Here is a 26,870-nt window from a genome sequence, read left to right on the forward strand (position 1 = left end):
GTGGTGACTCACGCAACAGTAGAACGCGTCGGGGTGGGTGTCACGCGGCGTCTCACCGCCGCGGGCCTTGAAGCGGCGCGAAGCGGTGGCCGGCGAGCCGCCCGCCTCAGTGGGAGATGTGGCTCGACTCACTTAAAAGCTCTCTTGCGGGAAGTGAGTTACTGAGGGAGAGTAACACCCGTCGGAACCACCGCACGCAGTAAGGAGAACATCGTGGCTGCTGCATCCCTCCCGTCCGTTACCGTCTTCGGAGCCGGTGCCATCGGCTCCGCCGTCGCCCAGCTCGCCGTCAAGGCCGGCGCCTCCGTCCAGGTGCTTGCCCGCGACGCCGCGAAGGCCGCCGCTGCGGCCGACGGCGCCACCGCCGGAACCATCGGCGACGCCGTCACCGGCGACCTGGTCGTCCTGGCACTGCCCTACCCGGCCATCGCCGAGGTGCTGTCCGCCTACCCCGCGGACGCCTTCGCCGGCAAGATCGTCGTCGACCCCTCCAACCCGATCGACTTCGCCACGCTCGACTCCGTCGTCGCCCCCGGCTCGTCGGCCGCCGCGGAGGTTGCCGAGCGCCTGCCCGGAGCGCAGGTCGTCAAGGCCTTCAACACGAACTTCGCCGCGACCCTCGCCGCCGGCACCATTGCCGGTGAGCCGGTCACCGTCTATGCCGCCGCGGACAGCGAGGACGCCAAGGCGACCCTGCGCGCTCTCGTGGAGGCGGCCGGCCTGGCCTATGTGGACGCCGGAGCGCTCAAGCGGGCGCATGAGCTGGAGGCCATGGGCGCGCTCCAGATCGGCCTGGCCCTGAGCGAGCAGGTCGCCTGGACCGGAGGCTTCGCCGTCATCAAGTGAACCCGCCCGCCGGGCAAACCACTAACCGTGTGACGCGTGCGCCCGCCGTCCCCAACTCGGGGCGGCGGGCGCAGCCCTGTACGCTGTACCTTTCTCAGAGGCCGGTAGAATCCCATTGTTCGGGTTCCGACGGCGGGGCGAAGGGAGGAACGGCGCATGAGTGCGACAGGTGAGGGCGAGCACGCCTACAACCCCTACAGCCGGTCCTGCCCCTCACGACGCCTGTTGCGCGAGCTCGGTGAACTGTGGAGCGTGCTGGTCATCGGCGCCCTTTACGAGGGGCCGCTGCGCTTCACCGAGATCTCCCGGCGCGTGGACGGTATCTCCACCAAGATGCTCACCCAGACGCTACGCACCCTGGAACGCGACGGCCTGGTCAGGCGCGAGTACTACACCGAGACCCCGCCGCGGGTCACCTACGAGTTGACCGCACTGGGGCGGGACCTCGCCGACGTCATGGACGCCCTGGAGAAGTGGGCCGTCGGGCACATGGATGACGTGCTCGCCGCCCGCGAGGCATACGACGCCGAACGCGCGGACTAGCCATGTTCCACAGGCCCCGACCGGCTCTCAACCAGTACGACGCCGGCACCTCCACTGCGTCACGAGCGGTGCCACCGCCCGAGCGCATCGTGGCGCGCCCAAACCGTCGGGCTCGCACCAGAGGCTGCCTGATCGTCTTCATGGGACTGCTGCCGATCGCCGCCGGCATAGCGGTGTTGGCGATCGGAGAGATCGAGGGCGGCCTGCTCCTGGTCACCATCGGGGTGCTGGTGGTCTTCCTCGGCACGGCGCCCTGGCGGGAGTACACGATCTTCGACGCCGACGGCATTCACTCCCACACCACGCTGCGTGACATCGACGCCCCCTGGCCCGACTCGCGTGCGGCCTTCGTCGTACGTCAGGCGTACGGGAAATACTTCAATACGGCGTATGTCGTTGCTCCATCGACTGTGGGCAGCTTCAAGCTGGGAGCGCCACGAGTGGTCGGTGGTTTTGTCGGCGACATCAGGGCTCAAGTGGAGACGGAGGTCGACGAGATCTGGGCCTGGGCGGTTGACCGCGGCTACGTACCTGGCGTCGCGCGGCACCGGGGCCATAAGCGGCGCAGGAGGCGCAAGGCGACCGCGCCCGGACGCCCAATGAACAGCCGGGGAGATGCTCCCGCTGCGGAGGTCTTCGACGACGCGGAGTCGCAATGGCAGAAGCCCGTGGTGTTCTCCGCCTGGTCCGGGCAGCGCTGGGAGATCATCTGGCACATTCTCGGCACCCTCGCGCTCGGCGGCGGCGGTGTGGGCTACGCCTTCTACACGCTCAGTCGGAGCGGCATTGACTCCGTGGCCGGCAAGCTGGGTTTCGCAATCGGGCTGCTCATGTTGATTGTCGCGGTGCGGGTATTGCCAGATCTCCTTGAAACCGCCCGTGCCCGCCTGACCGTGTACGCGGAGGGCATCGATTATTTCAGCGGCATGTACTCCTTCTGGATTGACTGGCCCACTTCGCGCTCGTCCATCTTCGTCGCGGAGACCGAGGAGTATCGCAGGACTGTGGTGGAGGTGAGAATCCTCGCCGCCGAGGGCCTGTCCGTATCGGTTCCGGGACTGCGGTGGTTGGGAGGCGGCGATCGCGCGCTTCTGGCTGCTGCGGCGGCGGCCGACTCCATTTGGGAAATGGGCGTCGCCTCCGGCTTCGCGGTGGACGATGGTGGCTACCAGCCGGCCGCCGACCCGGAGTGCGAACGCCGACGCGTCGCCGTCGCGCGCCGGATCGAGTACCTCAATGCCCAGGGATGAACCGAGTCATCGGAGTTTCGGCTCGAGGCGAGCCGTGCGAGGTTACGTGTGGAGGGGGTTATGAGATGGCCCTCCTGCTGGGACGCGAGACGGCGCGGCGGCTCTACTAGGCAAAAAATAACGGTATGGATATGGTGGCTGTGCGCGCCGCTGCTGCTCCGGTACCGATCTGGGGCGTTCTCGGCCCCGCTCGCGAGCTGCTTGAAGGACTTGACATGCCTGCTTCCGTTCACGGCGACCTGCCCTATTCTCGCGGCAGCGTCCCCACACCCGGAACGAGTGCGTAGGCGCAGCCCCGGGAGTTGCTGGTGCGTCGACCGGATGCCTCCAGCATGATCGCCGGCGTCGTCTTCTTGTTTGCCGGCCTGATAGTTTTTAGCATCGTCCAGGTGCCGCATGCCGTCGATCCAGAGCTGCCGGTCACCGTGCCCTTATGTGCGGGTGGGGCGCTATTACTGTTCCTTGGCATCGTGGTGCTGCGACGCCGCACCGTATTCGATGCCCGCGGCATTCACTCCCGCGGCCTGCTGCGGACGGTTCACCTGCCGTGGCCCGACTCCCGTGGCCAGCCTGTACCGGATTGTTCGGGAACGCACGATCCTCTCGCGGGAAGGGCTGGCGCTGGTGGGGTGGCGAACCCGCCGGGTGGCGTGGCCGCCGTCGCGCTCGTACTTCTTCGTGCGAACTCGGCGCTTCCTCGGGTTTGCCGAGGCCTCCGCCTGGCTGCTCGACCCGATCGGGCTGGCGCTGCGCCTACCCGGCACGCTGCGCTATGCCAAGGATGAGGACCGCGCCCTGCTCGCCTCCACGACCGCGGCACAAACCATCTGGGAGTGGGGCGTCTCCCGCGCAGTCGCCCACGACGACTGCGCCTACTGTCCGGCCCCCGACGATGCGATCGAACAGGAGCGACGCGCCAACGATCGGCGGATCGCCTACCTCATGTCCCGCGGCATCATGTAGGAAATCGGACACCTTCGGCCCACGCGGACATCGGCCCGTCAGGGACGGTGTTCGGAGCGAGGGACGCCAGCAGCTTCGGCCCATGCGGACATTCGGCCCGTCGCGGGTGGGTGCGGGCGGTTGCCGGTTGCGGGATGCTCCGCCCGAGTCCGCCCCGACCCGCCCCAGCCAACCGACCATGGGCGTTCAGGCCTTGCGCAGCAGCACCCGGCTCATGTGATGGTCGGCGTCCTTGTGCAGCACGAGGGTGGCCCGTCCCCGGGTGGGGGCGATGTTCTCCCGCAGATTCACCAGGTTGACGCTCTCCCACACCTCGTTCGCCGCCGCCAGCGCGATGTCGTCCGGGATGGCCTGGTAGCGCCGGAAGTAGGAGTCGGGGTCCTTGAAGGCCGTGTGCTTGAGCGTCAGGAAGCGGTCCAGGTACCAGCGGCGGATGTCCTCCGGGTCGGCGTCCACATAGATGGAGAAGTCGATGAAGTCGCTCACCGCCAGCGCCGACGCCACCGTGCGCTCATCGTTGCCGGGGGAGTGGCGCACCCGCGGGGCGGGCTGGAGCACATTCAACCCCTCCAGCACCACCACGTCCGGCCGCTCAATCACGAGTTTCCTGCCCGGCACGATGTCGTAGACGGTGTGCGAGTACACCGGCGCCTCCACCCGGGGTGCTCCGGACTTCACCGCGGTGACGAACTCCAGCAGCGCCTTCTGGTCGTAGGACTCCGGGAAGCCCTTGCGGGCGGTCAGGCCGCGCGCCTCCAGCACGGCGTTGGGCAGCAGGAAGCCGTCGGTGGTCACCAGGTCCACCCGTGGGGTGTCCGGGAAGCGGGCCAGCAGGTGGGCTAGCAGCCGCGCCGTCGTCGACTTGCCGACCGCAACCGAGCCGGCCACAGCCACCACGAACGGCGTGGGGCGTTCATCCACCCCCAGGAAGCCGGCGGTGCGGCGGGCGCGCTCGCGGGCGGTGGTGATGAAGTGCTCCAGCAGTGCCGTCAGCGGCCGGTAGACCACATCCACCTCCGGCAGGTCGATCGGATCACCCAGACCGCGCAGCTTCTCCAGGTCCGCCTGGGTCAGCGGCAGCGGCGCGGAGGAGGCGAGCGCACGCCACTGGTCGCGATGCAACTCGATGTACGGCGAGGGGGGCGTCCCGGGCCGGGACGCCAACGCCGCAGGGGATGCGGGGGTGTTCACCACACCAGTGTGACGCATTGTTACCTCATAGGCACGCGTGGGCGCCGCCAGGAGGCTGTGACGCCGCATCTCTCACCGGGGCCGCCGGTCGATTTCTTCGCGCGTTCACGGCGCGGGCGTTGTGCCCGGGGGCGGGTTGGTGGTTCGATCGGGCACATGTGTGGAATCGTCGGCCATGTTGGCCCCCTGACCTCGTTAACCGCCTCGTCCGCCCCCGGCTCCGGTCGCTCCCTGGAGGTGCTGCTGGACGGACTCTCGCGCCTGGAGTACCGCGGCTACGACTCTGCGGGCGTCGCCCTGGTGCGGCCCGGCGACGTCGAACGCCTAACGACCGTCAAGGCCGCCGGCAAGCTGGACAACCTGCGCGCCGCCCTGGACGAGGCCGCACCTGCGCCGGCCACTGCCGGCATCGGTCACACCCGCTGGGCCACCCACGGCGGCCCCACCACCGAGAACGCCCACCCGCACCGGGCGGGCTCCTTGGCGGTGGTGCATAACGGCATTATTGAGAACTTCCGTGCCCTGCGCGCCGAGGTGGAGGCCACCGGGCACACCCTGCTGTCCGCCACCGACACCGAGGTGGTCGCCCACCTGCTCGACCTCGACTTCACCGACCGGCTCACCGCCGCGGGCGAGGCCGGCACCGTGGACCCGGACGCGGCCGCCGCGCTGTTGGTGGAGTCCATGCGCGCCGTCACCGCCCGCCTGGAGGGCACCTTCGCGCTGCTGGCCGTCACCGAGCTCGCCCCCGGTGCGATCGTCGCCGCCCGCCGCTCCAGCCCGCTGGTGATCGGCCTGGGCGAGGGGGAGAACTTCCTCGGCTCGGACGTGGCCGCCTTTGTCGCCTTCACCACCCACGCCGCCGAGGTCGACGACGACCAGGTGCTGTTGCTGACCGCCGACTCCGTCACCGTGTGGGACGCCGCCGGTGACGTCGTCACCCCGCGCCAGTGGGAGGTCTCCTGGGATGCGTCCGCCGCCGTCAAGGGCGGGTACGACACCTTCATGGACAAGGAGATCCACGACGAGCCCACCGCCGTCGCCGAGACCCTGCTCGGGCGCGTCGACGACCGCGGTGAACTGGTCCTGGACGAGATGCGCATCGACCCGGCCGTGCTGCGCAGCATCGACAAGATCATCGTCGTCGCCTGCGGCACCGCCGCCTACGCCGGGCACGTCGCCAAGTACGCCATCGAGCACTGGTGCCGCATCCCGGTGGAGATCGAACTCGCCCACGAGTTCCGCTACCGCGACCCGATCGTGTCGGAGAAGACCCTGACCGTGGCCATCTCCCAGTCGGGGGAGACCATGGACACCATCCAGGCGGTCCGCCACGCCCGCGAACAGGGCAGCCGGGCGCTGGCGATCGTCAACACCTACGGCTCCACGATCGCCCGCGAGGCCGACGCCGTCCTGTACACGCACGCCGGCCCGGAGGTGGCCGTGGCCTCCACCAAGGCCTTCCTCGCCCAGATCACCGCCTGCTACCTGCTGGGCCTGTACCTGGCGCAGCTGCGCGGCAACAAGTGGCCCGACGAGGTCGCCGACTACCTGGAGAATCTCGGCAAGATGCCCGCCAAGCTCGAGCGCCTGCTCGCCGAGCAGGAGGACAGCATCCGCGAGCTCGGGGCGCAGCTGGCCGACCAGACCTCCTTCCTGTTCCTGGGCCGCCACGTCGGCTACCCGGTCGCCCTGGAGGGGGCGCTGAAGCTGAAGGAGGTCGCCTACGTGCACGCCGAGGGCTTCGCCGCCGGCGAGCTCAAGCACGGCCCCATCGCCCTGGTGGAGGACGGGCTGCCGGTGTTCGTCATCGTCCCCACCCCGCGGCGCCCCGTCCTGCATGACAAGGTCATCTCCAATATTCAGGAGGTGCGCGCCCGCGGCGCCCGCACCATCGTCATCGCCGAGGAGGGCGACGAGGCGGTCACCCCCTTCGCCGACACCGTCATCCGCATCCCGGCCACGCCGACCCTGATGTGGCCGCTGCTGACGGTGGTGCCGCTGCAGATCTTCGCCTCCGCGCTGGCCAAGGCCAAGGGGCTGGATGTGGACCAGCCCCGCAACCTGGCCAAGTCCGTCACCGTGGAGTAGCGCTCATGAATGGGGCTCCAGCGTCTGCCAAGAAGCAAATGCAGAGGGCTGGGTTGATGTAACGATTCGCATAGCGACTTGCCAAGACTATCGCCTGTGGTTGAACTCACGTTCAAGCGGTGAATCGAATTGGATGCGCCCAGTCCCCGGATATGTAGGAGTCGTCATGCGTGTTGTCGGCCGCATTCCCCGTAGGTCCTTGGTTTTGTCTGCTGGCATCGTTGTTGCCGCTTCGCTGTCACCTGATGCGGTGGCGGCAGGCCGATCGGTTTTGCTCCAACCGGTTGAGACAAGTTCCAAGGTCATTGTTCCGACTGAGCCTATCGAGGTTGACGGCGTGCTTCTAGGGGCTGAGGAGGGGCTGCGGCTATACTCATTTGAGGGTGAGTTTGTCTCCGGGGGTCAGAACCAATTGAATGCCTCTACGGCTTCTCCGGCAGGGTATGCTCCTTATGAGAGCAAGAAGATTTCGTGGGGCGCGTCTTATGTGCGCAACGAGCAGATTGCGCTTCTATCCTATCGTGGCTCGACGTATGCGGCGGCCAACGTATATGCCGGTAAGCGTATTATTTGTACCGTGATTAAATACAGAAGGTCTGGAAAGGAGCTTGCTTCTGCAACGTCGAATGCGCGTGTGGTATCGGGCCGTTGGGCGGCTGGGTACGTCAAGGTGGCGCTCGCGCGTGACAACCTCACGATCAATGGGGCGAAGACGGAATGGGCTTATGATTACTACGGAATTGCGCCGGGCGTGACCCCCTGAGGATTGCTATGTCTGTTTCATCTTCTATCGCAGAGCCACGGCGGATGCGGCTTGTCTTCGTCGCCGCGCTCCTGCATGCCCTGCTTGTCGCCGGCGCCATGGTGTATCTGTACCTGCTGGTCGGTGAGGTCTACGCCACCGAGCCCTCGCTCAGATTCCCGCTTCTCGCATCCGTGCTGGTCACCGCAATACCTCTGCCCTGGTTGGTCGCATGCCTGCGCGTCGCGGGATACGCGTAGAGAGCAATGCATGGCGAAACCCGCAGGCCCGAGATGCTGTTGCAACGAGTGCGGCCACTGCTGGCGGTCCAAGCCGGTGCGGCCCTGCTCATTCCGCCGTTCATCGGCTGGCTCGAGGATGTGGGGCACATAGCCGTCGCCGGGGCCTCGTTGTTCGTTGCCAGCCTGGCGCTGCTCGCCTGGGCGTTGACAGGTGTCGTCTCAGCGGAGACCGAAGCCCATTCCGACAACGGGGCCGTTCTCGAGCGGCCTTAGTGACACGGTGTCTTCCAGACGGTGGGCGTGCTCCAATCACTGTTCCGGGCGGATCCGACATGGCTCGCCTACGTGGCGTGGCGGCATATGCGGACCAGGGACTGGCAAATGTACAAGAATTAAGCCGTGAGTCAGCTTCTCCCAACTGAAAACGCCTACCCGGCCCGTGCCGTCGCCGACGCGGAGGCACCGCTGACCGCGGGCACCGACCGCTACATGCATGCCGCCGCCCACGCCCTGGCTCGGGCGGCGGTGGAGGAGCTCCGCGGTATGCGCGGTGCCGTGCCCGGAGCGCGCGTGCTGCTGCTTGTGGGTGGCGGTCACAACGGCGGCGACGCCCTGCTGGCCGGCGCCCTGCTGGCGCGCCGCGGCTGCGCCGTCACCGCCGCCCCCGCTGCCGAGATATCCCGGCTGCACGCCACGGCTCTGGCGGACGCCTGCGCCGCCGGCGTGCGTCTCGCCGCTGATCCAATGGCCGCGGCCCGTGCAGCCGCCGGGGGAGCGGCCGGAGCCGACCTGGTGGTTGACGGGCTCACCGGCATCGGCGCCACCGGGCCACTGCGCCCGGCCGCGGCCGAGCTCATCGCTCCGCTGTGCGCCGCCGGGGATCCGGGGGAGCGGCCCTTCCGGGTGCTGGCCGTCGACCTTCCCTCCGGCGTCGGCGTGGACGACGGCACCCTGCCCGGCCCCGCGCTGGCCGCCGACCGTACCGTCACCTTCACCTGCTTCAAGGCAGCCCACCTGGCGCCGCCGGCGGCGCCCCGGTGCGGGCGCGTGGACGTGGTCGACCTGGGACTGCCGGTGCCGGATGCGGCGGTGTTGGCGCGCCGGCCCGCGGATGCAGAACTGGGTCGCCTGCTGCGCGTGCCCGGGGACCGCGACCACAAGTACACCCGGGGCGTGGTCGGGCTGTGGGCCGGCAGCCAGACCTATCCGGGGGCCGCGGTGCTGGCCGCGTCGGCGGCGGTGCGCACGGGCGCCGGCATGGTGCGGTTGGCGGCGCCGGCGCGGGTGGTCGACCTGGTGCTCGCCCGCCGCCCCGAGGTCGTGCCCGCCGACGGGCGCTGTCAGGCGCTGGTGCTCGGCCCCGGCACCGACCCCGCCGACGCCCCACGCGCCGCCGAACTCGACGCAGCGTTGGGACGGGTGCTGGGTGAGGCCGGCGAGCCGGTCGATGCGGTGATTGATGCCGGCGCGCTGCCCCTGCTCGCCGCCCGCATTGCCACCGGTGGTCGCTGCATGCCGCGGCAGGTGCTCACCCCACACGCCGGGGAGGCCGCCGCCCTGCTCGGCGCGCTGGGGGAGCAGACCTCGCGGGAGTCGGTCGAGGCGGCCCCGGCCGCCGCGGCGCGGCGCCTGGCGGAGCTGACCGGCGCCACCGTGCTGCTGAAGACCACGCCGACACTGATCGCCTCCCCGGGCGGGACACTGCTGTCGGTCGACTCCGGCCCGGGCTGGCTGGCCACCGCCGGCAGTGGGGACGTACTGGCCGGAATCATCGGCGCCCTACTGGCGGCCCGCCGGGCCGATGCCGAGAACGGCAAAGCCGTCGGCGGCGAAGATGTGCAGGCCGAAGGCCCGGCCCGCTGCGCGGCCCTGGGGGTGCGGCTGCATGCGGTCGCGGCAGCCCGGGCGGCGGGCCTGGTTGACGCCAGCCCCGCAGTCACGGCTGGAGCCGGCCGGCTGTTTGCGTGCTCGGGACATCCGCTTGCCGCACTGGACCTGACCGAGGCGATTCCGGCCGCCTGGAATCACCTCTGGAGCATCGGCCCGCACCGAGCCTTGAACTCGCCGCGCGCCGGTACCGCACCTGGGCACGCCTGCCGCGGGAAAAATGTCCATCCGTGACCAGTTTGCCGTTGTTGCGGCTGCTCGGCCTCCGAGGCAATCCGAGATTTCCCCGTTCTGGAGCCGTTTGTCTGCGGCTCACCAAGGGACTTGCTCCTGAAAGTGGTCACCGATGGACACTTTTGCCGTACGGCTTCTCACCGGAACTCAATGTCACGCATGAGGATGACGAGCTGCACCCGGTCGCGCAGGTCCAGCTTGGCCAGGATGCGGGTGACGTTCTTCTTCACCGAGTCGGTGGCGATGACCAGGCGCTGAGCGATCTCCGAGTTGGTCAGCCCTTGGGCCTGAGTCCTGACAGTTTAGTGCCCTGCGGCGTTCAGGTTGTTGAGGATTTGCTGTGCGGTCTGGGTGGTCTGGGGTTGGGCGGTTATTTGGTGTCCGTTGATGGTGATTGTGACTTCCTGAAGTGGCTTCAGTTCGCGGACGAGTTGTTTGATGCTGATGCCGGTGGCGGCTTGTAGGTGGCGGGCGACGGCCAGGGATGCCATCACCACGGTGAGATGGGCCTGGATGGCGTCGTGGGTGTGGTGGAAGACGGGCCTGGCCCGCAGGTCGTGCTTGGACATGCGCAAGTGACTGCTCCACGTGCCACAGCTCGTGGTAGGAGGCGATCACTTCACTGGCGGGCATCACGGTGGCGGGGATGTTGCTCACGTAGCCTTTCAGTCCCGCGAGCCGCTTAGCGCGAGCCAGAGCCTTCTCGTCGAGCACCTGGTCGCCCTTGCGGGTGGTGACGAAGCGGGTGCCCTTGGGGCGCCTGTGGCCGGCGACCACCGCCCGCGCCCGGTTCTCCTGCGCGGTCAGGGTCTTGTTGTCCCGAGCGAACCGGCGCGCGCTATAGGCCCAGATCGCCCGCCACGAGCCCGGGAACTCCACTGGGCTCCAGACGGGCTCATCACGCGTCTTGTCGTCCCTCTCGGTCGAGCGCGTGCCTCGACGTGGGGTGATCGTATCGATCACCTGCCCGTCGGCCAGGGCGTCCCCGTGCCAGCGGAAATGGGCGGCCAGGTCCGCCGGCGCCTTGGTCATACGGGACCCGACGATGAACCCCAAGCCGGCCTGGTCGAGCGCTTCGAGGTTGGCCGCGGAGAGCATGCCGGCATCGGCCACCACCACCAGGTGCTCAATGTTGGAAGCCTTCCGGAACTCCTCGACCATGGGGATCAACGTGCTGGTCTCGGCCTTGTTGCCCTCCCAGCAGCCGATCTGTAGGGGGAAGCCGGCCCTATCCACCAGCAGCCCCACGATGACCTGCGGGTCGACCCGCCTCTCCTTGGAGTACCCCACCCGCCGCAGGGAGTCCTCCTTCTCGACCTCGAAGTACAAGGTGGTCACGTCGTATAGGCACAGGGACAGGTCCCCGCCGGCACTCACGTGCCGCAGGCAGGCGGCCTGAATACGGGAGCGGTAGTCGCCAGTAATGCAGCGGGCCAGGGACCGGAACAAGGAGCGTGGGGTTAGGGCATCAATTCCGAGTTCTCCCAGCACGGCGGGGACCTGCTCCTTACTGGTGGGCTCGACCAGACGGGCCAGCACCATCTGCATAAACCCCTCATCCCCACCCACCGCTTCATCCAGCCCCAGGGCCTCATACGCACCACACAGCACGTCCCACAGCAGGGCAGAGCGCTGCCCGACGACTACCGCCGGGGCGGCCTGGCGGGCAGCCTGAGGTGTCAGGCCGGCCAGGTCCAGCACCCCCTGGCCTCCCCGGATCTTCTCCCGCCCAGCCTGAATCAGGGCCGCCAGCTCCGCCTCATCGTGGGCCGAGCCCAGGTGCTCCACAACCCGGCGCACACCGTGCTCCTTAGCCACGATCTGCACAGCCGTAGCCCCCGACGCGGTACGCACCTTACGAACATACGGGCTCACACACCATCACTCTACCGCCACCGGATTAGTGCCCCACAACCACCAACCCAACCACACCACACCAACGAAAAACCCCAATCACCCCAGCGACCTGTCAGGAGTCAGGCCTGGAATCACCTCTGGAGCATCGGCCCGCACCGAGCCTTGAACTCGCCGCGCGCCGGTACCGCACCTGGGCACGCCTGCCGCGGGAAAAATGTCCATCCGTGACCAGTTTGCCGTTGTTGCGGCTGCTCGGCCTCCGAGGCAATCCGAGATTTCCCCGTTCTGGAGCCGTTTGTCTGCGGCTCACCAAGGGACTTGCTCCTGAAAGTGGTCACCGATGGACACTTTTGCCGTACGGCTTCTCACCGGAACTCAATGTCACGCATGAGGATGACGAGCTGCACCCGGTCGCGCAGGTCCAGCTTGGCCAGGATGCGGGTGACGTTCTTCTTCACCGAGTCGGTGGCGATGACCAGGCGCTGAGCGATCTCCGAGTTGGTCAGCCCTTGGGCCACGAGTTCGGCGACCTCACGTTCGCGTGGACTCAGCCGCTCGAGGCGCTCCCGAGCAGCGCGCTGCTGCGGCGAAGCGACGGGGCGGAAGGCATGGCGCCTGAGCAGCTCCCGCGTGATACGCGGGGTGAGTATGGCGTCCCCCGAGGCGACCGCCCGGATCGCCTGATGCAGCTGCGCCGTACGCGTGTCCTTGAGGAGGAAACCGGAGGCCCCAGCGGACAGGGCGCCGAAGGCATAGTCGTCCTGGTCGTAGGTGGTCAAGGCGAGCGTCTTGACCGAGGGATGGAGCTGGCTGATGCGTGCAATGGCCTCCACACCGTTCAAGACGGGCATGCGAATGTCCATCAACACCACGTCCGGGAGAGAGCAACGATCCGTTTCCAGGTGCGTGAGCTGATCGAGTGCGTCTTGCCCGTCGGTGGCCTGGGCGACAACTCGCAGGTCATCCGCGCGGTTGATGATCAGTGATAGGCCCATGCGGGCGGCGCGCTGATCGTCGACCACCATGACGGTGATGACCCTGCCGGTCTTGTTGAGACGTGGGGCGGTGGACGGGGTCATACGGGCTCCTGATGCGGAATGCGCGCCTGTAATTGCCAACCATTTGAGGCAGGGCCAGCATTCAAAGCGCCGCCGATTTCACCGATAACGTCGGCTAAGTGCGCGAGTCCATGGCCGGGCGTGGAATGCGGAGTCTCCGGTTTCGGCGCGACATCGGAGTCGTTGTTGCCATTGTCGGACACGGTGACCCGGGTGAGTAGGGCGGCGTGGTCCAGGGAGACAACGATGCGCGTGGCCCCATCCGCATGCCGCATGACGTTGGTCAGGGCCTCACGCACCACCATGTAGACCAGCGCTCCTGTTCCAGCGTCCTCCGTGCGGTGACCGGTCTCGGTCAGGGCGACGGCAATGCCAGTCCGGCGAACCGTGTCCAACAAGCCGGACAGTCCCTCCCAGCCGTGCTCGGGCGCTCCGGTGCCGGACGCGTCGCGGTGAGAGCCGCCGTTGAGGGGTGCCGGGTCAAGAGGGCCGATTTTCACATGCGTGGGCTGGAGGGCGTCGACGGCGCGGCGCGTGTCGGCGAGTCCGTCGCGGGCGAGGCTGTTGATGAGCTCTATCGCCTCGTCGACTTCATCCCTGCCGGTCATCCCCGCCAACCCCTCCGACAGGGCGATGATGGCGGTCAGATCGTGCCCCACCGAGTCGTGCAGCTCACCAGCCACCCGCGCCTGACGGCGGGCGGCATCGCGCTGCGCCGTCAACCGATGCTCGGCGGCCTGGGCGGCGAGCTGAGCGTCGCCGTGCTCCAGGGCCTCGCGCCGGGCCCGTGAGATAGCCGCAGCCGCGATCACGGCCACGGAGAAGAAGATGTACGGCGTGAGCCGAGCGGTCAGCGGATATGACAGCCCCCTGAGTACCGGAGGCAATATCCAGCCGGCAAGCAGCACCGGTACACCGATCAGGCGCTGAAGCGCCCCGGCACTCACGAACAACGAGTACAGGGCGACCAGCGGAGGCAGATTGAGAAACGCACCCGGTCCCCACAGCTCCGCGGCGGCGGAGGCCAGGGTCGTCAGGATCAACACCGCCAGCGGCCAACGCCGCCGCCCGAGCAGGGCAAGGACGACGAGCAGGCTGACTGCCGTCCAGGCTCGCACCCCGGGCACCGGTCCCTCGGCCAGCAGATGAGCCAGCAGCACCAGCTCGAACAGCCCCATCCCGACGACGACGGCCCACAAACCCAGCGCACTGGTACGCCACCAGGCGGCAAGCCGATCGATAAGGGTGCGCGGCACTCTCGCCGTCCCCGGTGATGCGGCGGCCATCAGACGACCCTGGCGACGGCGCGCCGCAGCGATACGGTCCATACGCCTGACCAGGCGGCGACAACCGCGGTCGTGGAGAGGATTGAGCCCACGGAGGTGACACTGTACAGGTCTCTTGGGCTGCATGCCGCCGTCATGACGGACAGTGGGAAGAACGGTGCCAGCTGCGGGGCCACCAGGATCAGGAAACTGCCAACAACGGTCCCAGCGAGCACCACGGTCATGACGGACGCGAACGACGTCATGACCACGCCGAGCCAGGCGACGAATACCTCGGTGGCGAAAACGGCCAGCGCGATGGGGATCCCCCGCAGCAGGAAGGGGCCGACGCCCGCCAGGTCGAATCCGAGCAGCAGCCCGGTGACGGCGAACTCGCCGAGCAGCACCAGCGCGGTCAGCACGGCGACCTGTGCCATGTGCATGAGCTTGCCCCTCAACATCACTCCCTGCAGGTGGTTGGCGCGCATGCGCTGCCAGTTGCGTCCGGCGTGCTCGCCGACGCCGACCTGGGCGATGAAGGAGCCGACCAGTAGGGGAAAGGCCAGCATGGTCGTCAGCAGCGTCGCCTGGCCCCAGACCGCCAGCCAGGTCGTGCCCTGTGCCTCGAAGTCGGCGCGATACTCCAGATAATTGGTTGCTCCATTGACCATGCCGACGCCGCATAGCAGTGCCAACACCGGCCAATACCACCAGGCGGCGGCCTTGTGGTTCTCCCACTTCCAGGCCGCCCACCGTGAGGGTCTTGCGGCGCCGGAGCCGAACCGTTTTGAGGAATGCGCCGGTGGGTGTGCCACGGGTTGTTGGAATGAGGCAGTCGCTGTACTCATCGGTGATTCTCCCGGTAGTTGATGATGAATCCGGCCAGTGCGGTCCAGATGCCGGCGGCCAGTACGGCCCAGAGCGCGTTGAGCCAGGGGTGGTCGACCAGAATCACCGTTCCCGCCTGCTGCGACGCCTGTGACAGGGGCGCTGCGGCGCCGGCGATGCCCCAGGGAAACAGCCAGTCCACTGCACCCAGATGCATGAAAGGCAGCGCGGAGCACAGCAGCGACGCCACCGCTCCGATCCCGAGACCCACCGCCTGCTTGGGCACGCAGATCGCCAGCACCAGTTGCGCCGCCACCGCCGCGACGGAGGCCGCGATCATGACGACGGCGATGGACCAGATCAGTTCTCGGTCTGCGGAGTCCGTCCGCAGCCCCATGCCCGGGCCGGCCAGAGCGGCGAGCCCCAGCATTGCCAGCTGGCCGATGGCGACGGCAAACGAGCCCAGAAGCAGCTTCCCGAAGAATCGCGAGCGCTCGTCCTGCCCGAGCGCGGTGAGCCACTGGCCCATGCGCCCCTCGGTGTCGACCGTGGCCAGACGAGAGGCCAGCAGTGCCGCAATGAAGGGCAGCAGCATGGCGGTCATGTTGAGCGAGTCGGCCAGGCCGAGGCTCAGTAGTCTCATCTGCTCCACGCCGTTTGCGCGTGTCACAAGCAGGCCGGCGGACCACATCACCACCAGGCCTCCCAGTGCGGCTGCCATCAGCCAGAAATGACGGCGCTTGAGCTTGCGCGCCTCCATGATGATCGCGGTCATCGGCGTCCTCCTCGTCCGTTGACGGCGGCCGGGGCGACGGGAGCGGTACGGGCCGGCGAGCCGAGCGGGTCGGTCAGTTCCAGGAAGGCCTGCTCCAGCGTCTTGCGGACCGTCTGCACCCGGAAGACGGTGCCGCCGTCGTACACGATGCGACTGACCAGGGCGCCGACCACCTCCTCGGGCAGCATCGGCGTGCGCACCGTCCGCCCGCGCAGCTCATGCCGGATGTGCTGCTCGCTGAACAGGGCCGCGGTGCCGGCAGGATCGGAGACCGTGAAGTCAATGACCCCGGCGTCCTGCAGGCCGGACAGGGGGCCCTGATAGCGCAGCCTGCCGGCGCAGATGATGCCGACCACGTCGGCCATCTGCTCGATCTCGGACAGGACGTGGGAGGAGACGATAATGGTCGTGCCCGCCTGCCGGGCCAGGTCCACGATCAGCTGGCGGATCTCGGCTACGCCGGCCGGGTCCAGCCCGTTGGTGGGCTCGTCCAAGAGCATTAGCGGCGGCTCGGCCAGCAGCGCCATGGCCAGTCCCAGCCGCTGCTTCATGCCCAGGGAGTAGTCCTTGACCAGCTTCTTGTCCTGGCCGGTGAGCGAGACCGTGGACAGTGCGTGCTGCACGCGGTCACGGGGCAGGCCGAGGTAGTCGGCCACCATGGCGAGGTTCTCCGGTCCGGTCAGCCGCGGATAGAAGGAGGGGCCCTCGATCAGGGAGCCGATGCCTCCGGCCGGCAGCGGGGAGCGTGCGCCTACCGGGTGCCCGAGCACCTGCATGCTGCCGGAGCTGGGGCGGGTCAGCCCCAGCAGCAGCTTCATGGTGGTGGACTTCCCGGCCCCGTTCGGGCCCAGGAATCCGTAGACGCCGCCGCGCGGTACGCGCAGGTCCACGTGGTCCACTGCGGGCGTGCCGCCGTAGGTCTTGGTCAGGCCGGTGGTGGTTACAACCAGGTCGGGATTGTCCGCGATGGGGTGCGCCGACACTGTTGCCGGCGCCGCCTCGTTCAGTGCTGTGCTCATGCCACTATGGGACCCCGCCGCCGTCTGCGCCGGCATCGCCGAAGGCGTGATTGACCCCCACGGGGGACCGATCCCCGCCGGCTTCCCACCGCCGCATCCAGGCGCTGAGCGCCGCGGAGTGGAACAATCGCCACCGTGAACGCGTCCACCGGCACTCCGCTTCCAGCGACGACCTCCCGCGCCGTCATAGACCTCGACGCCATCGCCCACAACGCCCACGTGCTCGCTGCGGTCGGCGGCGTGCCCTGGATGGCGGTGGTCAAGGCCGACGCCTACGGCCACGGCATCGCCCCGGTGGCAACCACCTGCCTGCGTGCCGGCGCCACCTGGCTCGGTGTCGCCCAGCTCGCCGAGGCCCTGCACCTGCGTGCCCTGCTCGACGCCGCCGGCGTCGCCCGCCCCTCCCACAATCCCGACTCCGTTCCCACCTCCGAACGTCCCCGGCTGCTGTGCTGGCTCCTGCCCGTCCTCACCCCCGAGCAGGCCGCCGCCACCGGTTCCCCGCTGCGCGCCGCGCTCGCGGCCGGCATCGACCTGTCGGTATCCACCCGCGCCCAGCTCGACGCGATTGTGGCGGCCGCCCACGCCGAACTGGACGACGTCGTCGACGGCCAACCCGCGCCAGGCCCGGCCCGTATCCACCTCAAGGTCGACACCGGCATGTCCCGCGGCGGTGCCACCCCCGCCGACCTGCCCGCGCTGGCCGACGCGGTCAAGGCCGCCGAGCAAGACGGCATCATCGCCATGGTCGGACTGTGGAGCCACCTGTCCCGCGCCGACGAACCCGCCTCCGGCTCCACCGAGAAGCACCTCTCCCGCTTCCTGGCGGCCGAACGGGTGGTGGCCGAGGCGGGACTGAGCCCGCGCGTGCGGCACCTGGCGGCCACCGCCGGCCTGCTGTGGCACCCCGACGCCCGCCTGGATCTGGTGCGCATCGGCATCGGCCTGTACGGCCTGTCCCCGGACCCTGCCGTCGCCACCTCCGCCGCCCTGGACCTGTTGCCGGCCATGCGCCTGGAGGCGCCCCTGACCCAGGTCAAGCGCATCCCCGCCGGCCAGGCCGTCTCCTACGGCGGCACCTGGCGCGCCCCCACCGACCGCTGGCTGGGCCTGGTTCCACTCGGCTACGGCGACGGCATCCCCCGCGCCGCCTCCAACGGCGGTCCCGCCGCGGTCAACGGCCTGCGCGCCGCCATCGTCGGCCGGGTGTGCATGGACCAGGTGGTCATCGATCTCGGCCCGGCCACCACCCCGAGGGTGCCGCGCTGGACGCGCCCGCCGCCGCCGGCGACGTCGCCGTGCTGTGGGGTGCACCCACCGACGCCGTCACCCCCACCGCCGACGACTGGGCGGAGCTGTGCTCCACCATCAACTACGAAATCGTCACCCGCCTGGGCGCACGGGTGCCCCGCGTCTTCGTGGGCCGCGACGCCGCCGCCATCCCCGCCGCGCACGGACAGGAGACCCGCGCATGAGCGCCGCCCGCCCCGCCACCCCGGACACCCCCGCGCCGGCGGCCCAGGTGCACACCGACTCCGCCGACGCCACCCGTGCCCTAGGCGCCCGCCTGGCCGCCCTGCTGCAAGCCGGCGACGTGGTCGTGCTCACCGGCGGCCTTGGCGCCGGCAAGACTACCCTCGCCCAGGGCATCGGCTCCGCCATGGGCGTGCGCGGACGCGTCTCCTCGCCGACCTTCGTCATCGCCCGCGTCCACCCCGCCACCGACGCCGGCCCCGACCTCATCCACGTGGACGCCTACCGAATCTCCTCCCTGGAGGAGCTGGACGCTCTCGACCTGGACTCCGCCGTCGCCGACTCGGTCACCCTCATGGAATGGGGCGAGGGCAAGGCGGAAGCCCTCTCGGCCGACCGGCTGGAGATCACCGTTGCCCGCCCCCACGGCGGCCTGGCCGCCGCAGCACCCGCAGACGGCGGCGAGGCCGGAACGGTTACCGACCTGGCCCAGGTCGACGACGGGCGGCGCACCATCACCGTCACCGCCGTCGGCCCCCGCTGGGCCGGCGTCGACCTGGGCGTGCTGGCCGGCTGACAACTCGACGCCCGGCGCTCATCTAGGCTGTGCGCGTGCGCATCCTCTCCATCGACTCCTCCCTGGGAACCCAGCTGTTGGTCGCCGACGTCCCCGACCACTCGGACCCCGGTGCGGATCCCACCGCCCTGAGCATCCTGACCGCCTCCGGTCAGGACAGTCCCCGCCGCCATGCCGAATCGCTCGGCCCCATGCTCGCTGCCGCGCTCGCGGATCCGGCGGTGGCCGCGGCCCCACTGGACGTCGTCGTCGCCGCCACTGGCCCGGCCCCCTTCACCGGGCTGCGCGCCGGCCTGGTGACCGCCCGTGCCGTCGGCCGTGCCCGCAGCATCCCCGTCTACGGCGTGCCCAGCCTCGACGCCGTGGCCCGCGCCGCCCTCGATGAGCTGGCCCGACGGGACCGGGCCTCCGCGCGATCGGCCACGGTCCTGGTCGCCACCGATGCGCGCCGCAAGGAGGTCTACACCGCCCTCTTCCGGGCCCGTGGCGCCGACGACGTCGAGCGCCTGGGTGAGTATGAGGTGCTGGCGCCCGCCGGCCTGCGTCAGCGCGAGGAGAGCGGTGGACAGCCGCCCGCCGACGTCGTGGCCGGCTCCGGCGTCGCCTTGTACCCCGAGTTGGCCGCCGGCCGCGAGGCGCTGGCCCCCGTCTCCGGGGACGCGGCAGCCCAGGTGCGCATCGCCCTGGCCCGCCTACGTGCCCTTGACGGTGCGGGGGAGGAGAGCCTGCAGCAGGCCGGATTGGGTACGGCGCCCCTGTACCTGCGTCGCGCCGACGTGCACCTCGCGGGACGCGCCCGGTGAACTCGCCCGGTAAGGAGGCCGCGGCGGTCGGGGTGCGGCTGCGTCCTATGACGCCGCGTGACCTGGAGGTGGTCTCCCGCCTGGAGCCGGAGCTGTTCGGCGCGGAGGCCTGGAGCCCGGCGACGCTCGCCGCGGAGCTGGATCGCACCACCGGCCCGGGCGCCGACCGCACCTACCTGGTCGCCCACCTGGATGATGCTGGCACTGTAGGCGCGGCCGACCCGCAGGCGGCGGCCGGTGCACCGGGCCCGGGGGTGGTCGACGCCGATGCCGAACCGATCGTCGGTTACGCCGGCCTGTGGTACGGGGACGGCCGCGGCGACGCCGACCTGCTCACCATCGCCACCGTTCCCGCCGCGCGGCGCCGCGGCGTGGGCAAGGCCCTGCTGGAGGCGCTGGTGCGGGTGGCGGCGGAAGCGGGCTGCCGCGCCGTGCTGTTGGAGGTGCGTGCCTCCAACGCGGGTGCCCAGCGGCTGTACTCGAACCACGGCTTCGCCCCGATCGGGCGACGGCGGCGCTACTACCTGGCGCCGGTGGAGGACGCCATCGTCATGCGTCGCGGCCTGCAGGATGCCGCGACGGGCGCTGAAGCTGCAAGGGGCCTGTGCGGAGTGCGGGAGATTCCCGCGGGCCCTGATATTTGTCTGACAATGGTGTGACGAAATGGTGGCGCTTATTGGCGTCGGCGGGCGCGATATGACGAGTCGACTCGAACCGTGTTCCCGCTGGCTATCCCCGGTTTTCCGCGGCGCAACGGGGGTGAGCGAGTGCCCGCGGGGACGCGGACGGCGGTTTGGGACCATCGGCCAGGGCGCGTTCGTAAACTGCACCCGTGGTGAAAACGTCTGCTCCCCCCAAGAAGAAGGCCGCCTACACGACGACGGTCTTCATGAAGCGTCTGATGGCCTGGTCGGGCATCATCTTCATCGTCTATCTGCTGCTTCACGCCTACGGCAACACCCACTACTTCCAGGGTGAGATCGCCTATGACCACTACGCGGTCTGGCTGCGCACCCTGCTTGAGCCACTGCTTCCCTACGGCGGCATGCTGTGGATCCTGCGGGTTGTCCTGGTGGCGCTGCTGCTGGCCCACGTGATCAGTGCCTTCCACCTGTGGTTCCGCAACCGCAAGGCCCGTGGGACTGACAAGTACGAGGTCAAGAAGCCGGGTGCCGACTACTTCGCCTCCCGCTACGCCATGCGCACCATGCGCTGGGGCGGCGTCATCCTGCTGCTGTTCATCATCTGGCACATCCTGCAGTTCACCACCCTGACGCTGACCCCCGGTGGCGAGTACGTCCACGGGCGCGCCTACGCCAACATGTACTACGGCTTCCAGCTGTGGTGGGTGTACCTGATCTACCTGGTGGCTCTGACGGCCCTGTGCCTGCACGTGTGGCACGGCGTCTGGTCGGCGCTGCAGACCCTCGGCGCCACCCGCGGCAACACCATCCCCCTCATCCGCCTGATCGCCTTCATTGTCGCCTTCGGCCTGTTCCTCGTGTTCATGTCGGTGCCGACGGCGATCCTCTTCGGCTGGGTCGACGCCCCGATGGCCGCGGCCGACTACTACCCCCAGTTCTGCGACGCGATCGGTTCGGCCTCCGAGCAGTTCGCCCACTGCGCTGCCTACTGATCGAGAAGTGAGTGAATGATGACTGAACTCATCGACGGCCTGTACCGCGAGGGCGAGAAGATCGCCGACACCAAGGCGCCGCACGACGTCCCGATCGCCCAGCGCTGGGAGCAGCGCAAGTTCAACGCCCAGCTGGTCAACCCCGCCAACCGGCGCAAGCTCGACATCATCGTGGTCGGCTCCGGCCTGGCCGGCGGTGCCGCCGCGGCGTCGCTGGGGGAGCAGGGCTACAACGTCAAGTGCTTCTTCTATCAGGACTCCGCCCGGCGGGCCCACTCCATCGCCGCGCAGGGCGGTATCAACGCCGCGAAGAACTACCGCAACGACGGCGACTCCGTATACCGGCTGTTCTACGACACCGTCAAGGGCGGCGACTACCGCGCCCGGGAGGACAACGTCTACCGGCTGGCCGAGGTCAGCGCCAACATCATCGACCAGTGCGTCGCCCAGGGCGTTCCCTTCGCCCGCGAGTACGGCGGCTTGCTGGACAACCGCTCCTTCGGCGGCGTGCAGGTCTCCCGCACCTTCTACGCCCGCGGCCAGACCGGACAGCAGCTGCTGATCGGCGCCTACCAGGCGCTGGAGCGGCAGGTCCACGCCGGCACCGTTAAGGAGTACCGCCGCCACGAGATGCTCGAGCTGATCGTGATCGACGGTCGTGCCCGCGGCATCGTCACCCGCGACATGGTCACCGGCGAGATCGAGACCCACCTGGCCGACGCCGTCGTGCTGTGCACCGGCGGCTACGGCAACGTGTTCTTCCTGTCCACCAACGCCATGGGTTGCAACGCCACCGCCATCTGGCGGGCGCACCGCAAGGGCGCCTACTTCGCCAACCCCTGCTACACGCAGATCCACCCGACCTGCATCCCGCAGTCCGGCGACTTCCAGTCCAAGCTGACCCTGATGAGTGAGTCGCTGCGCAACGACGGCCGCATCTGGGTGCCCAAGAAGGCCGAGGACTGCGAGAAGGACCCGCGCGAGATTCCCGAGGAGGACCGCGACTACTACCTGGAGCGGATCTACCCCGCCTTCGGCAACCTGGTCCCGCGTGACATCGCCTCCCGGCAGGCGAAGAACATGTGCGACGAGGGCCGCGGCGTCGGCCCCGCCATCAAGGAGCGCGACGCGCAGGGCAATGAGCGCATGATGCGCCGCGGCGTCTACCTGGACTTCTCCGAGGCCATCGGACGGCTCGGCCGTGACGCCGTCTCGGCCCGCTACGGGAACCTGTTCGAGATGTACCAGCGCATCACGGGCGACGACCCCTACGAGGTCCCCATGCGCATCTACCCGGCCGTGCACTACACCATGGGTGGACTGTGGGTCGACTACGACCTGGAGTCCAACATCCCGGGCCTGTACGTGGCCGGCGAGGCCAACTTCTCCGACCACGGCGCCAACCGCCTGGGTGCCTCCGCCCTGATGCAGGGCCTGGCCGACGGCTACTTCGTGCTGCCGGACACGCTCAACGACTACCTGGCGGACATGCTGCGGATCGGTAAGGTCGACCCGGACGCCCCGGAGATCGCCGAGGCCCGCAGAAACGTTGAGGAACGCGTCGAGCGGCTCATGGCGCTGCGCGGCACCCGCTCCGTGGACGACTTCCACATGGCCCTTGGCCGCATCATGTGGGAGTACTGCGGCATGGAGCGCCGCGAGGAGGGACTGCGGGAGGCCATTGGCCAGATCCGCGCCCTCAAGGAGGAGTTCTGGCGGGACGCCCGCATCACCGGCGAGGCCATGGAGCTCAACCAGGCGCTGGAGAAGGCGGGCCGCCTGCTCGACTTCTTCGAACTGGCCGAGCTGATGTGCATCGACGCCCTCCACCGCCGCGAGTCCTGCGGCGGCCACTTCCGCGCCGAGTCCCAGACCCCCGAGGGTGAGGCGCTGCGTCACGACGACGAGTTCCTCTACGTGGCGGCCTGGGAGTGGGGCGGCGAGAACCAGCCCCCGATCCTCCACAAGGAGGACCTCATCTACAAGGACATCGAGCTCAAGCAGCGGAGTTACAAGTGAACATCAAGCTGAAGATCTGGCGCCAGAAGAACCAGGACTCGGAGGGGCACTTCGAGGAGTACTCGATGACCGGCATCGAGGAGCACATGAGCTTCCTCGAGGTCCTCGACCTGCTCAACGAGCAGCTCTTCGCCGAGGGCAAGGAGCCCGTCGCCTTCGACTCGGATTGCCGCGAGGGCATCTGCGGGCAGTGCGGCGTGGTCATCAACGGGCAGGCCCACGGCCCGATCCGCTCCACCACCTGCCAGCTGCACATGCGGCACCTGGCAGAGGACCCCTCCTTCAAGGACGGCTCCACCATCACCATCGAACCGTGGCGCTCCACCGGCTTCCCGGTGCTCAAGGACCTGATCGTGGACCGCTCCGCCCTGGACCGCATCGTCCAGGCCGGCGGGTACATCTCCGTCAACACCGGCGCCGCCCCGGAGGCACACTCCGTGCCCGTGCAGAAGGACAAGGCCGACGCCGCCTTCGAGGCCGCCGCCTGCATCGGCTGCGGCGCCTGCGTGGCCGCCTGCCCGAACGCCTCCGCCATGCTGTTCACCGGCGCGAAGATCTCCCACCTGGGCCTGCTCCCGCAGGGCCAGCCGGAGCGGCTCGCCCGCGTGGTCAACATGCTCAACCAGCACGACGCCGAAGGCTTCGGCGGCTGCACCAACATCGGCGAGTGCGCGGCCGTGTGCCCCAAGTCGGTGCCGCTGGAGGTCATCACCCGGCTGAACCGCGACCTCGGCCACGCCCTGTGGAAGGGCCAGAAGACCACCGCCTGAGGGTTTCGGATCCCGGCCCGAGGCTCCGCTTTCGCGCCGCGCAGTGGCTCTGCTCAGAGCCGCTGCGCGGCGTCGTATATGTCCCGGGCCTGTATACGTGGGTAGCCGGAGTCTCGGTCAACTTTGCCGTCGTGCATGTCGTAGAACACGCAGGAGTAGCCGGAGACGCCGTTGGCGGCCCCGGCCGCGGTGCACAGCGTGACGTCGGTGAACCCCTGTGTTCCGTCAATGGCTGCGAGGATCGGGGCGGCGTGGTCAAGCGCAGGAGTGTCCTCATCGCCTAGGGGCAGACCGCGTACGTCAATAGTGGGTTGAAGCTCGTTGCCCGGATAGGTATTGGTGGCGTCGAGCGTCAGCCTCGGCTCAGTGCCGGACGCCGGAGGTATCGCGGTGACCCTGTCAATAGCATCGAGCAGTGGCTGGTTATCCGCGGTCGACTCGATCTGGACCTCCCACCCGTCCAGCGTGAACCGGTCCTTCAGGCCGACTGTGGCGGCGTTGTCGCTGAAAGATGTTGTGGCGAGCAGATCGGTGGGGACCGCGTCCACCTCGCCGCGCTTGACGTCGAGTGAGTTCGATCCGATGGTCACGGACTCGGCTCCGCCCTCGGCGAGGCCGATTGCGGTGCCGATCAGCTCGACGCGCCGGGCACGCACCGGCTCGGTGAGCTTGTCGTCGCTCGTTGTGCGCGGGTACACGCTGACGCCGTAGTGGTTCAGGGAGGCGGAGCGATACTGCCACTCCAGCTCGATGCTGAAGTAGTCCGCAGTGACGTGGCGGTCCTCCATCGCCTTCTCGAGCGCGCCGTCGATCACGGCGGCGGCGTCTGTGGCGTTCGTATCCGGAACCAGAGTGACTTCGGCTTCGAGGCCGCACCCCGTCTCCATATAAGGGCGGCAGTAAACCCTGGCGCGCGCGACGGCGTCCTGCTGCTTGAGCCACCGGCTCATTGGTATCTGCCCCTGATCGACGCAGCTCACGAACGGGACCAGGATCATGAGTGCCAGGGCGAACGCGATCGCCGCTCTGACGCGTTTTCGCCGCTTGGCCGGCGGGGCTGCGGCATTTCGAGTGTCGGCGGCGTTGGCGACAGGAGTACTCATACAGGGATGGTGGATGACTTCGCCGATGCGCACCAGGGGCAGCGTTCCCCATCGCGGCTCGCGCAGACGTCACTTGGCCGGGCAGAGCGGTGGGCTCACACCGGAGTCCTCAATCATATCGACCGACCTCGGCGCATGTGACGGCGGCCACCGGTTAGCAATCACAGTCGACCGCTGTATGGTTGCCACCTTCTCACAAGATGTCGTTACACTGCCTTAACCGGAGGGACGGTGAACAGACTTCTCGAACTGCGGCGCGCACTGGCCGCGCATACACCCAGACACGCCGCCGGCGGACTCGACGTTCGCGGGCGGGTGATCGCCGTGCTGCTCGCGCTGGTCCTGGCGGCGCCACTGGCCGGCATTTCCGGCCGCGCCGCTTATGCCGTGGGCCTCGCGCCCGCCGGTGCCACCGTCGGTGGGCAGAACATGGCCGGCATGACCCGGGCCGAGGTTGCCGCCGTCGTCGCGAATCAGGCCGCCGAGACCACGGTCACCATTACGGTCGCCGGACAGACCATCACCACGCCTTTGGCGCAGGCCGGCGGGCGCGTCGACGCCGACGCCATGGCCCTCGCCGTCGTGTCCGGTGAGGACCCGGCGTCCCCGGCCACCCCGGGGGTGAGCCTGCCGCCACCGTGGACCCCGACGCCGTGGCCGCCCTCGCCGCTCGCATTGACGCTCAGGCGGGCAGCGCCGCCGTGAACGCCTCCATCCGGCCCGCCGCCTCCGGGGACGCCTTCGAGGTCGTCCCCGGGGCCAACGGCCAGGGCGTGGACGTCGATGCACTGACCGCCGTCGTCGCGTCCGCTACCGAGACCCTTACCTCCCAGAGCGTCGAACTGACGCTAGTGGACGTCGCCCCCGCCGTATCGGATGCCGCCGCCGAACAGTCCGCCGCGGCCGCCAACACGCTCATCGCCCCCGCCGTGACGCTCACCGCCGAGGGAAAGACCATGACGGCCGACGCCGCCACCCGCGCATCCTGGGTGGGCACCACCGCCGTCAACGGCGAACTCGTGCCGACGCTGCTGGAGGAGAGCGTCGCCGTCTGGGTCGACGATGCGGCCGCGGCAATTGAACTGGACCCCATCACGGGCATCGACAATGTCGACGCCGAGGGCAACCTGCTCGAACCCGCCCGCCCCGCCCAGGACGGTCTGGAGGTCACCAACCGCACCGCGGTTACCGACGGCATCATCGCCGCTCTCGACTCCGGCGAGTCCTACAGTGGCGAACTGACCACCCAGGCGGTGTCCGCCGACACCGAGCAGCGGGTGGTCTCCGCCGGCACCGATCGCTTCGCCTACAGCGCCGACGACGGCGAGAAGTGGATCGACATCAACCTCACCGACTCCACGATTACCGCCTACGAGGGCTACCAGCAGGTCCACGGCCCGGTCCTCATGAACCATGGCGGCCCCGGCAACGAGACCATCACGGGCACCTACGAGGTGTACTGACCTACGCCGAGCAGGACCTGGGCTGCAGCCCCGGCTGGTCCTACTGCCAAAAGGACGTGCACTGGGTGACCTACTGGCACGGCAACTACGCCATCCACTCCGCCCCCTGGGCCGAGCACTTCGGGGTCGGCTCCGACGCGGGCTCCCACGGCTGCATCAACCTGCCGGAGGATGAGGCTCATTGGTTCTACAACTGGGCGGACATCGGCACCACCGTCGTCAGCCACTACTGAGT

At 68.9% G+C, this 26,870-nt stretch carries 24 protein-coding genes and 3 pseudogenes; 18 read left to right on the plus strand and 9 right to left on the minus strand.

Annotated elements, in window-relative coordinates; genetic code table 11:
• Positions 1–213: 213 nt before the first annotated feature.
• From C3B71_RS03825 to C3B71_RS03840, 4 genes are all read left to right on the plus strand, one after another.
• Positions 214–846, plus strand: a complete 633-nt coding sequence (locus C3B71_RS03825; protein WP_083565324.1) for an NADPH-dependent F420 reductase — start codon at positions 214–216, stop codon at positions 844–846.
• A 156-nt stretch (positions 847–1,002) separates the two neighbouring features.
• Positions 1,003–1,389 carry a winged helix-turn-helix transcriptional regulator gene (locus C3B71_RS03830; RefSeq protein ID WP_108966247.1) on the plus strand — a complete coding sequence of 129 codons (387 nt, stop codon included), beginning with the start codon at positions 1,003–1,005 and terminating at the stop codon, positions 1,387–1,389.
• A 2-nt stretch (positions 1,390–1,391) separates the two neighbouring features.
• Complete coding sequence (locus C3B71_RS03835) at positions 1,392–2,639, plus strand: hypothetical protein (protein ID WP_146750785.1); 1,248 nt, start codon at positions 1,392–1,394, stop codon at positions 2,637–2,639.
• Between the two features lie 678 nt (positions 2,640–3,317).
• On the plus strand, positions 3,318–3,602 hold the full coding sequence (locus C3B71_RS03840) for a hypothetical protein (RefSeq protein ID WP_146752386.1): 285 nt from the start codon (positions 3,318–3,320) through the stop codon (positions 3,600–3,602).
• A 186-nt stretch (positions 3,603–3,788) separates the two neighbouring features.
• On the opposite strand, the gene coaA is transcribed toward C3B71_RS03840, so the two are convergent.
• On the minus strand, positions 3,789–4,811 hold the full coding sequence (coaA, locus tag C3B71_RS03845; RefSeq protein ID WP_108966253.1) for a type I pantothenate kinase: 1,023 nt from the start codon (positions 4,809–4,811) through the stop codon (positions 3,789–3,791).
• 138 nt (positions 4,812–4,949) lie between these two features.
• Here coaA and glmS point away from each other — a divergent pair, with 138 nt between their 5' ends.
• The 5 genes from glmS (at position 4,950) to C3B71_RS03865 (ending at position 9,989) form a co-directional block, all read left to right on the plus strand.
• Entirely contained in the window at positions 4,950–6,884 is a 1,935-nt protein-coding gene (gene glmS / locus C3B71_RS03850) for a glutamine--fructose-6-phosphate transaminase (isomerizing) (RefSeq protein ID WP_108966255.1), read from the plus strand.
• Positions 6,885–7,050: 166 nt separating this feature from the next.
• Positions 7,051–7,647: a hypothetical protein gene (locus C3B71_RS15815; RefSeq protein ID WP_146752387.1), complete on the plus strand. Its 597-nt coding sequence runs from the start codon at positions 7,051–7,053 to the stop codon at positions 7,645–7,647.
• A 44-nt stretch (positions 7,648–7,691) separates the two neighbouring features.
• Positions 7,692–7,886 (plus strand): hypothetical protein, encoded by a 195-nt coding sequence (locus tag C3B71_RS03855; RefSeq protein WP_108966257.1) that lies wholly within the window; start codon positions 7,692–7,694, stop codon positions 7,884–7,886.
• Positions 7,887–7,892: 6 nt separating this feature from the next.
• Positions 7,893–8,141, plus strand: a complete 249-nt coding sequence (locus C3B71_RS03860; protein WP_146752388.1) for a hypothetical protein — start codon at positions 7,893–7,895, stop codon at positions 8,139–8,141.
• A 126-nt stretch (positions 8,142–8,267) separates the two neighbouring features.
• Complete coding sequence (locus tag C3B71_RS03865) at positions 8,268–9,989, plus strand: bifunctional ADP-dependent NAD(P)H-hydrate dehydratase/NAD(P)H-hydrate epimerase (RefSeq protein ID WP_234416083.1); 1,722 nt, start codon at positions 8,268–8,270, stop codon at positions 9,987–9,989.
• Between the two features lie 137 nt (positions 9,990–10,126).
• Here the strand turns inward: C3B71_RS03865 and C3B71_RS03870 are convergent.
• The 7 genes and pseudogenes from C3B71_RS03870 to C3B71_RS03900 all read right to left on the minus strand — a co-directional run.
• Positions 10,127–10,276 (minus strand): annotated as a pseudogene (locus tag C3B71_RS03870) (LuxR C-terminal-related transcriptional regulator); the annotation flags it as partial.
• Between the two features lie 15 nt (positions 10,277–10,291).
• Positions 10,292–11,864, minus strand: a pseudogene (locus C3B71_RS16910) (IS1634 family transposase).
• A 347-nt stretch (positions 11,865–12,211) separates the two neighbouring features.
• Positions 12,212–12,925: a response regulator transcription factor gene (locus tag C3B71_RS03880; protein ID WP_108966262.1), complete on the minus strand. Its 714-nt coding sequence runs from the start codon at positions 12,923–12,925 to the stop codon at positions 12,212–12,214.
• Entirely contained in the window at positions 12,922–14,190 is a 1,269-nt protein-coding gene (locus tag C3B71_RS03885; RefSeq protein ID WP_108969518.1) for a sensor histidine kinase, read from the minus strand. The genes C3B71_RS03880 and C3B71_RS03885 overlap by 4 nt, the downstream gene beginning before the upstream one ends.
• The gene (locus C3B71_RS03890; protein ID WP_234416084.1) at positions 14,190–15,017 is read right to left on the minus strand and encodes an ABC transporter permease; all 828 of its coding nucleotides are present in this window, start codon (positions 15,015–15,017) and stop codon (positions 14,190–14,192) included. Before C3B71_RS03890 ends, C3B71_RS03885 begins: the two co-directional genes overlap by 1 nt.
• On the minus strand, positions 15,014–15,772 hold the full coding sequence (locus C3B71_RS03895) for an ABC transporter permease (RefSeq protein ID WP_108966266.1): 759 nt from the start codon (positions 15,770–15,772) through the stop codon (positions 15,014–15,016). The genes C3B71_RS03890 and C3B71_RS03895 overlap by 4 nt, the downstream gene beginning before the upstream one ends.
• Positions 15,769–16,791 carry an ABC transporter ATP-binding protein gene (locus tag C3B71_RS03900; protein WP_108966268.1) on the minus strand — a complete coding sequence of 341 codons (1,023 nt, stop codon included), beginning with the start codon at positions 16,789–16,791 and terminating at the stop codon, positions 15,769–15,771. Before C3B71_RS03900 ends, C3B71_RS03895 begins: the two co-directional genes overlap by 4 nt.
• Positions 16,792–16,917: 126 nt before the next feature.
• Between C3B71_RS03900 and alr the strand changes: the two are divergent.
• The 7 genes and pseudogenes from alr to C3B71_RS03935 all read left to right on the plus strand — a co-directional run bounded on the left by alr (position 16,918) and on the right by C3B71_RS03935 (position 24,069).
• Positions 16,918–18,266 (plus strand): annotated as a pseudogene (alr, locus tag C3B71_RS03905) (alanine racemase).
• Complete coding sequence (gene tsaE / locus C3B71_RS03910; RefSeq protein WP_108966270.1) at positions 18,263–18,841, plus strand: tRNA (adenosine(37)-N6)-threonylcarbamoyltransferase complex ATPase subunit type 1 TsaE; 579 nt, start codon at positions 18,263–18,265, stop codon at positions 18,839–18,841. The pseudogene alr and the gene tsaE overlap by 4 nt, the downstream one beginning before the upstream one ends.
• Positions 18,842–18,876: 35 nt before the next feature.
• Positions 18,877–19,644, plus strand: a complete 768-nt coding sequence (gene tsaB, locus C3B71_RS03915; RefSeq protein ID WP_108966273.1) for a tRNA (adenosine(37)-N6)-threonylcarbamoyltransferase complex dimerization subunit type 1 TsaB — start codon at positions 18,877–18,879, stop codon at positions 19,642–19,644.
• The gene (rimI, locus tag C3B71_RS03920; protein ID WP_234416085.1) at positions 19,641–20,303 is read left to right on the plus strand and encodes a ribosomal protein S18-alanine N-acetyltransferase; all 663 of its coding nucleotides are present in this window, start codon (positions 19,641–19,643) and stop codon (positions 20,301–20,303) included. Before tsaB ends, rimI begins: the two co-directional genes overlap by 4 nt.
• Positions 20,304–20,533: 230 nt before the next feature.
• Positions 20,534–21,280, plus strand: a complete 747-nt coding sequence (locus C3B71_RS03925) for a succinate dehydrogenase cytochrome b subunit (RefSeq protein ID WP_170866444.1) — start codon at positions 20,534–20,536, stop codon at positions 21,278–21,280.
• A gap of 18 nt (positions 21,281–21,298) precedes the next feature.
• Entirely contained in the window at positions 21,299–23,299 is a 2,001-nt protein-coding gene (locus C3B71_RS03930) for a fumarate reductase/succinate dehydrogenase flavoprotein subunit (RefSeq protein WP_073327838.1), read from the plus strand.
• Positions 23,296–24,069 carry a succinate dehydrogenase/fumarate reductase iron-sulfur subunit gene (locus C3B71_RS03935; RefSeq protein WP_073327481.1) on the plus strand — a complete coding sequence of 258 codons (774 nt, stop codon included), beginning with the start codon at positions 23,296–23,298 and terminating at the stop codon, positions 24,067–24,069. The genes C3B71_RS03930 and C3B71_RS03935 overlap by 4 nt, the downstream gene beginning before the upstream one ends.
• 53 nt (positions 24,070–24,122) lie before the next feature.
• Here C3B71_RS03935 and C3B71_RS03940 read toward each other — a convergent pair whose 3' ends face one another.
• Entirely contained in the window at positions 24,123–25,172 is a 1,050-nt protein-coding gene (locus C3B71_RS03940) for a hypothetical protein (protein ID WP_146752389.1), read from the minus strand.
• A 231-nt stretch (positions 25,173–25,403) separates the two neighbouring features.
• Here C3B71_RS03940 and C3B71_RS03945 point away from each other — a divergent pair, with 231 nt between their 5' ends.
• Complete coding sequence (locus C3B71_RS03945) at positions 25,404–25,877, plus strand: hypothetical protein (protein ID WP_108966279.1); 474 nt, start codon at positions 25,404–25,406, stop codon at positions 25,875–25,877.
• Positions 25,878–26,502: 625 nt separating this feature from the next.
• Positions 26,503–26,868: a L,D-transpeptidase gene (locus tag C3B71_RS03950; RefSeq protein WP_108966281.1), complete on the plus strand. Its 366-nt coding sequence runs from the start codon at positions 26,503–26,505 to the stop codon at positions 26,866–26,868.
• Positions 26,869–26,870: the final 2 nt, after the last annotated feature.

The organism is Actinomyces sp. Z16, from assembly GCF_003111765.1.
Taxonomy (GTDB): Bacteria; Actinomycetota; Actinomycetes; order Actinomycetales; family Actinomycetaceae; genus Actinomyces; species Actinomyces glycerinitolerans.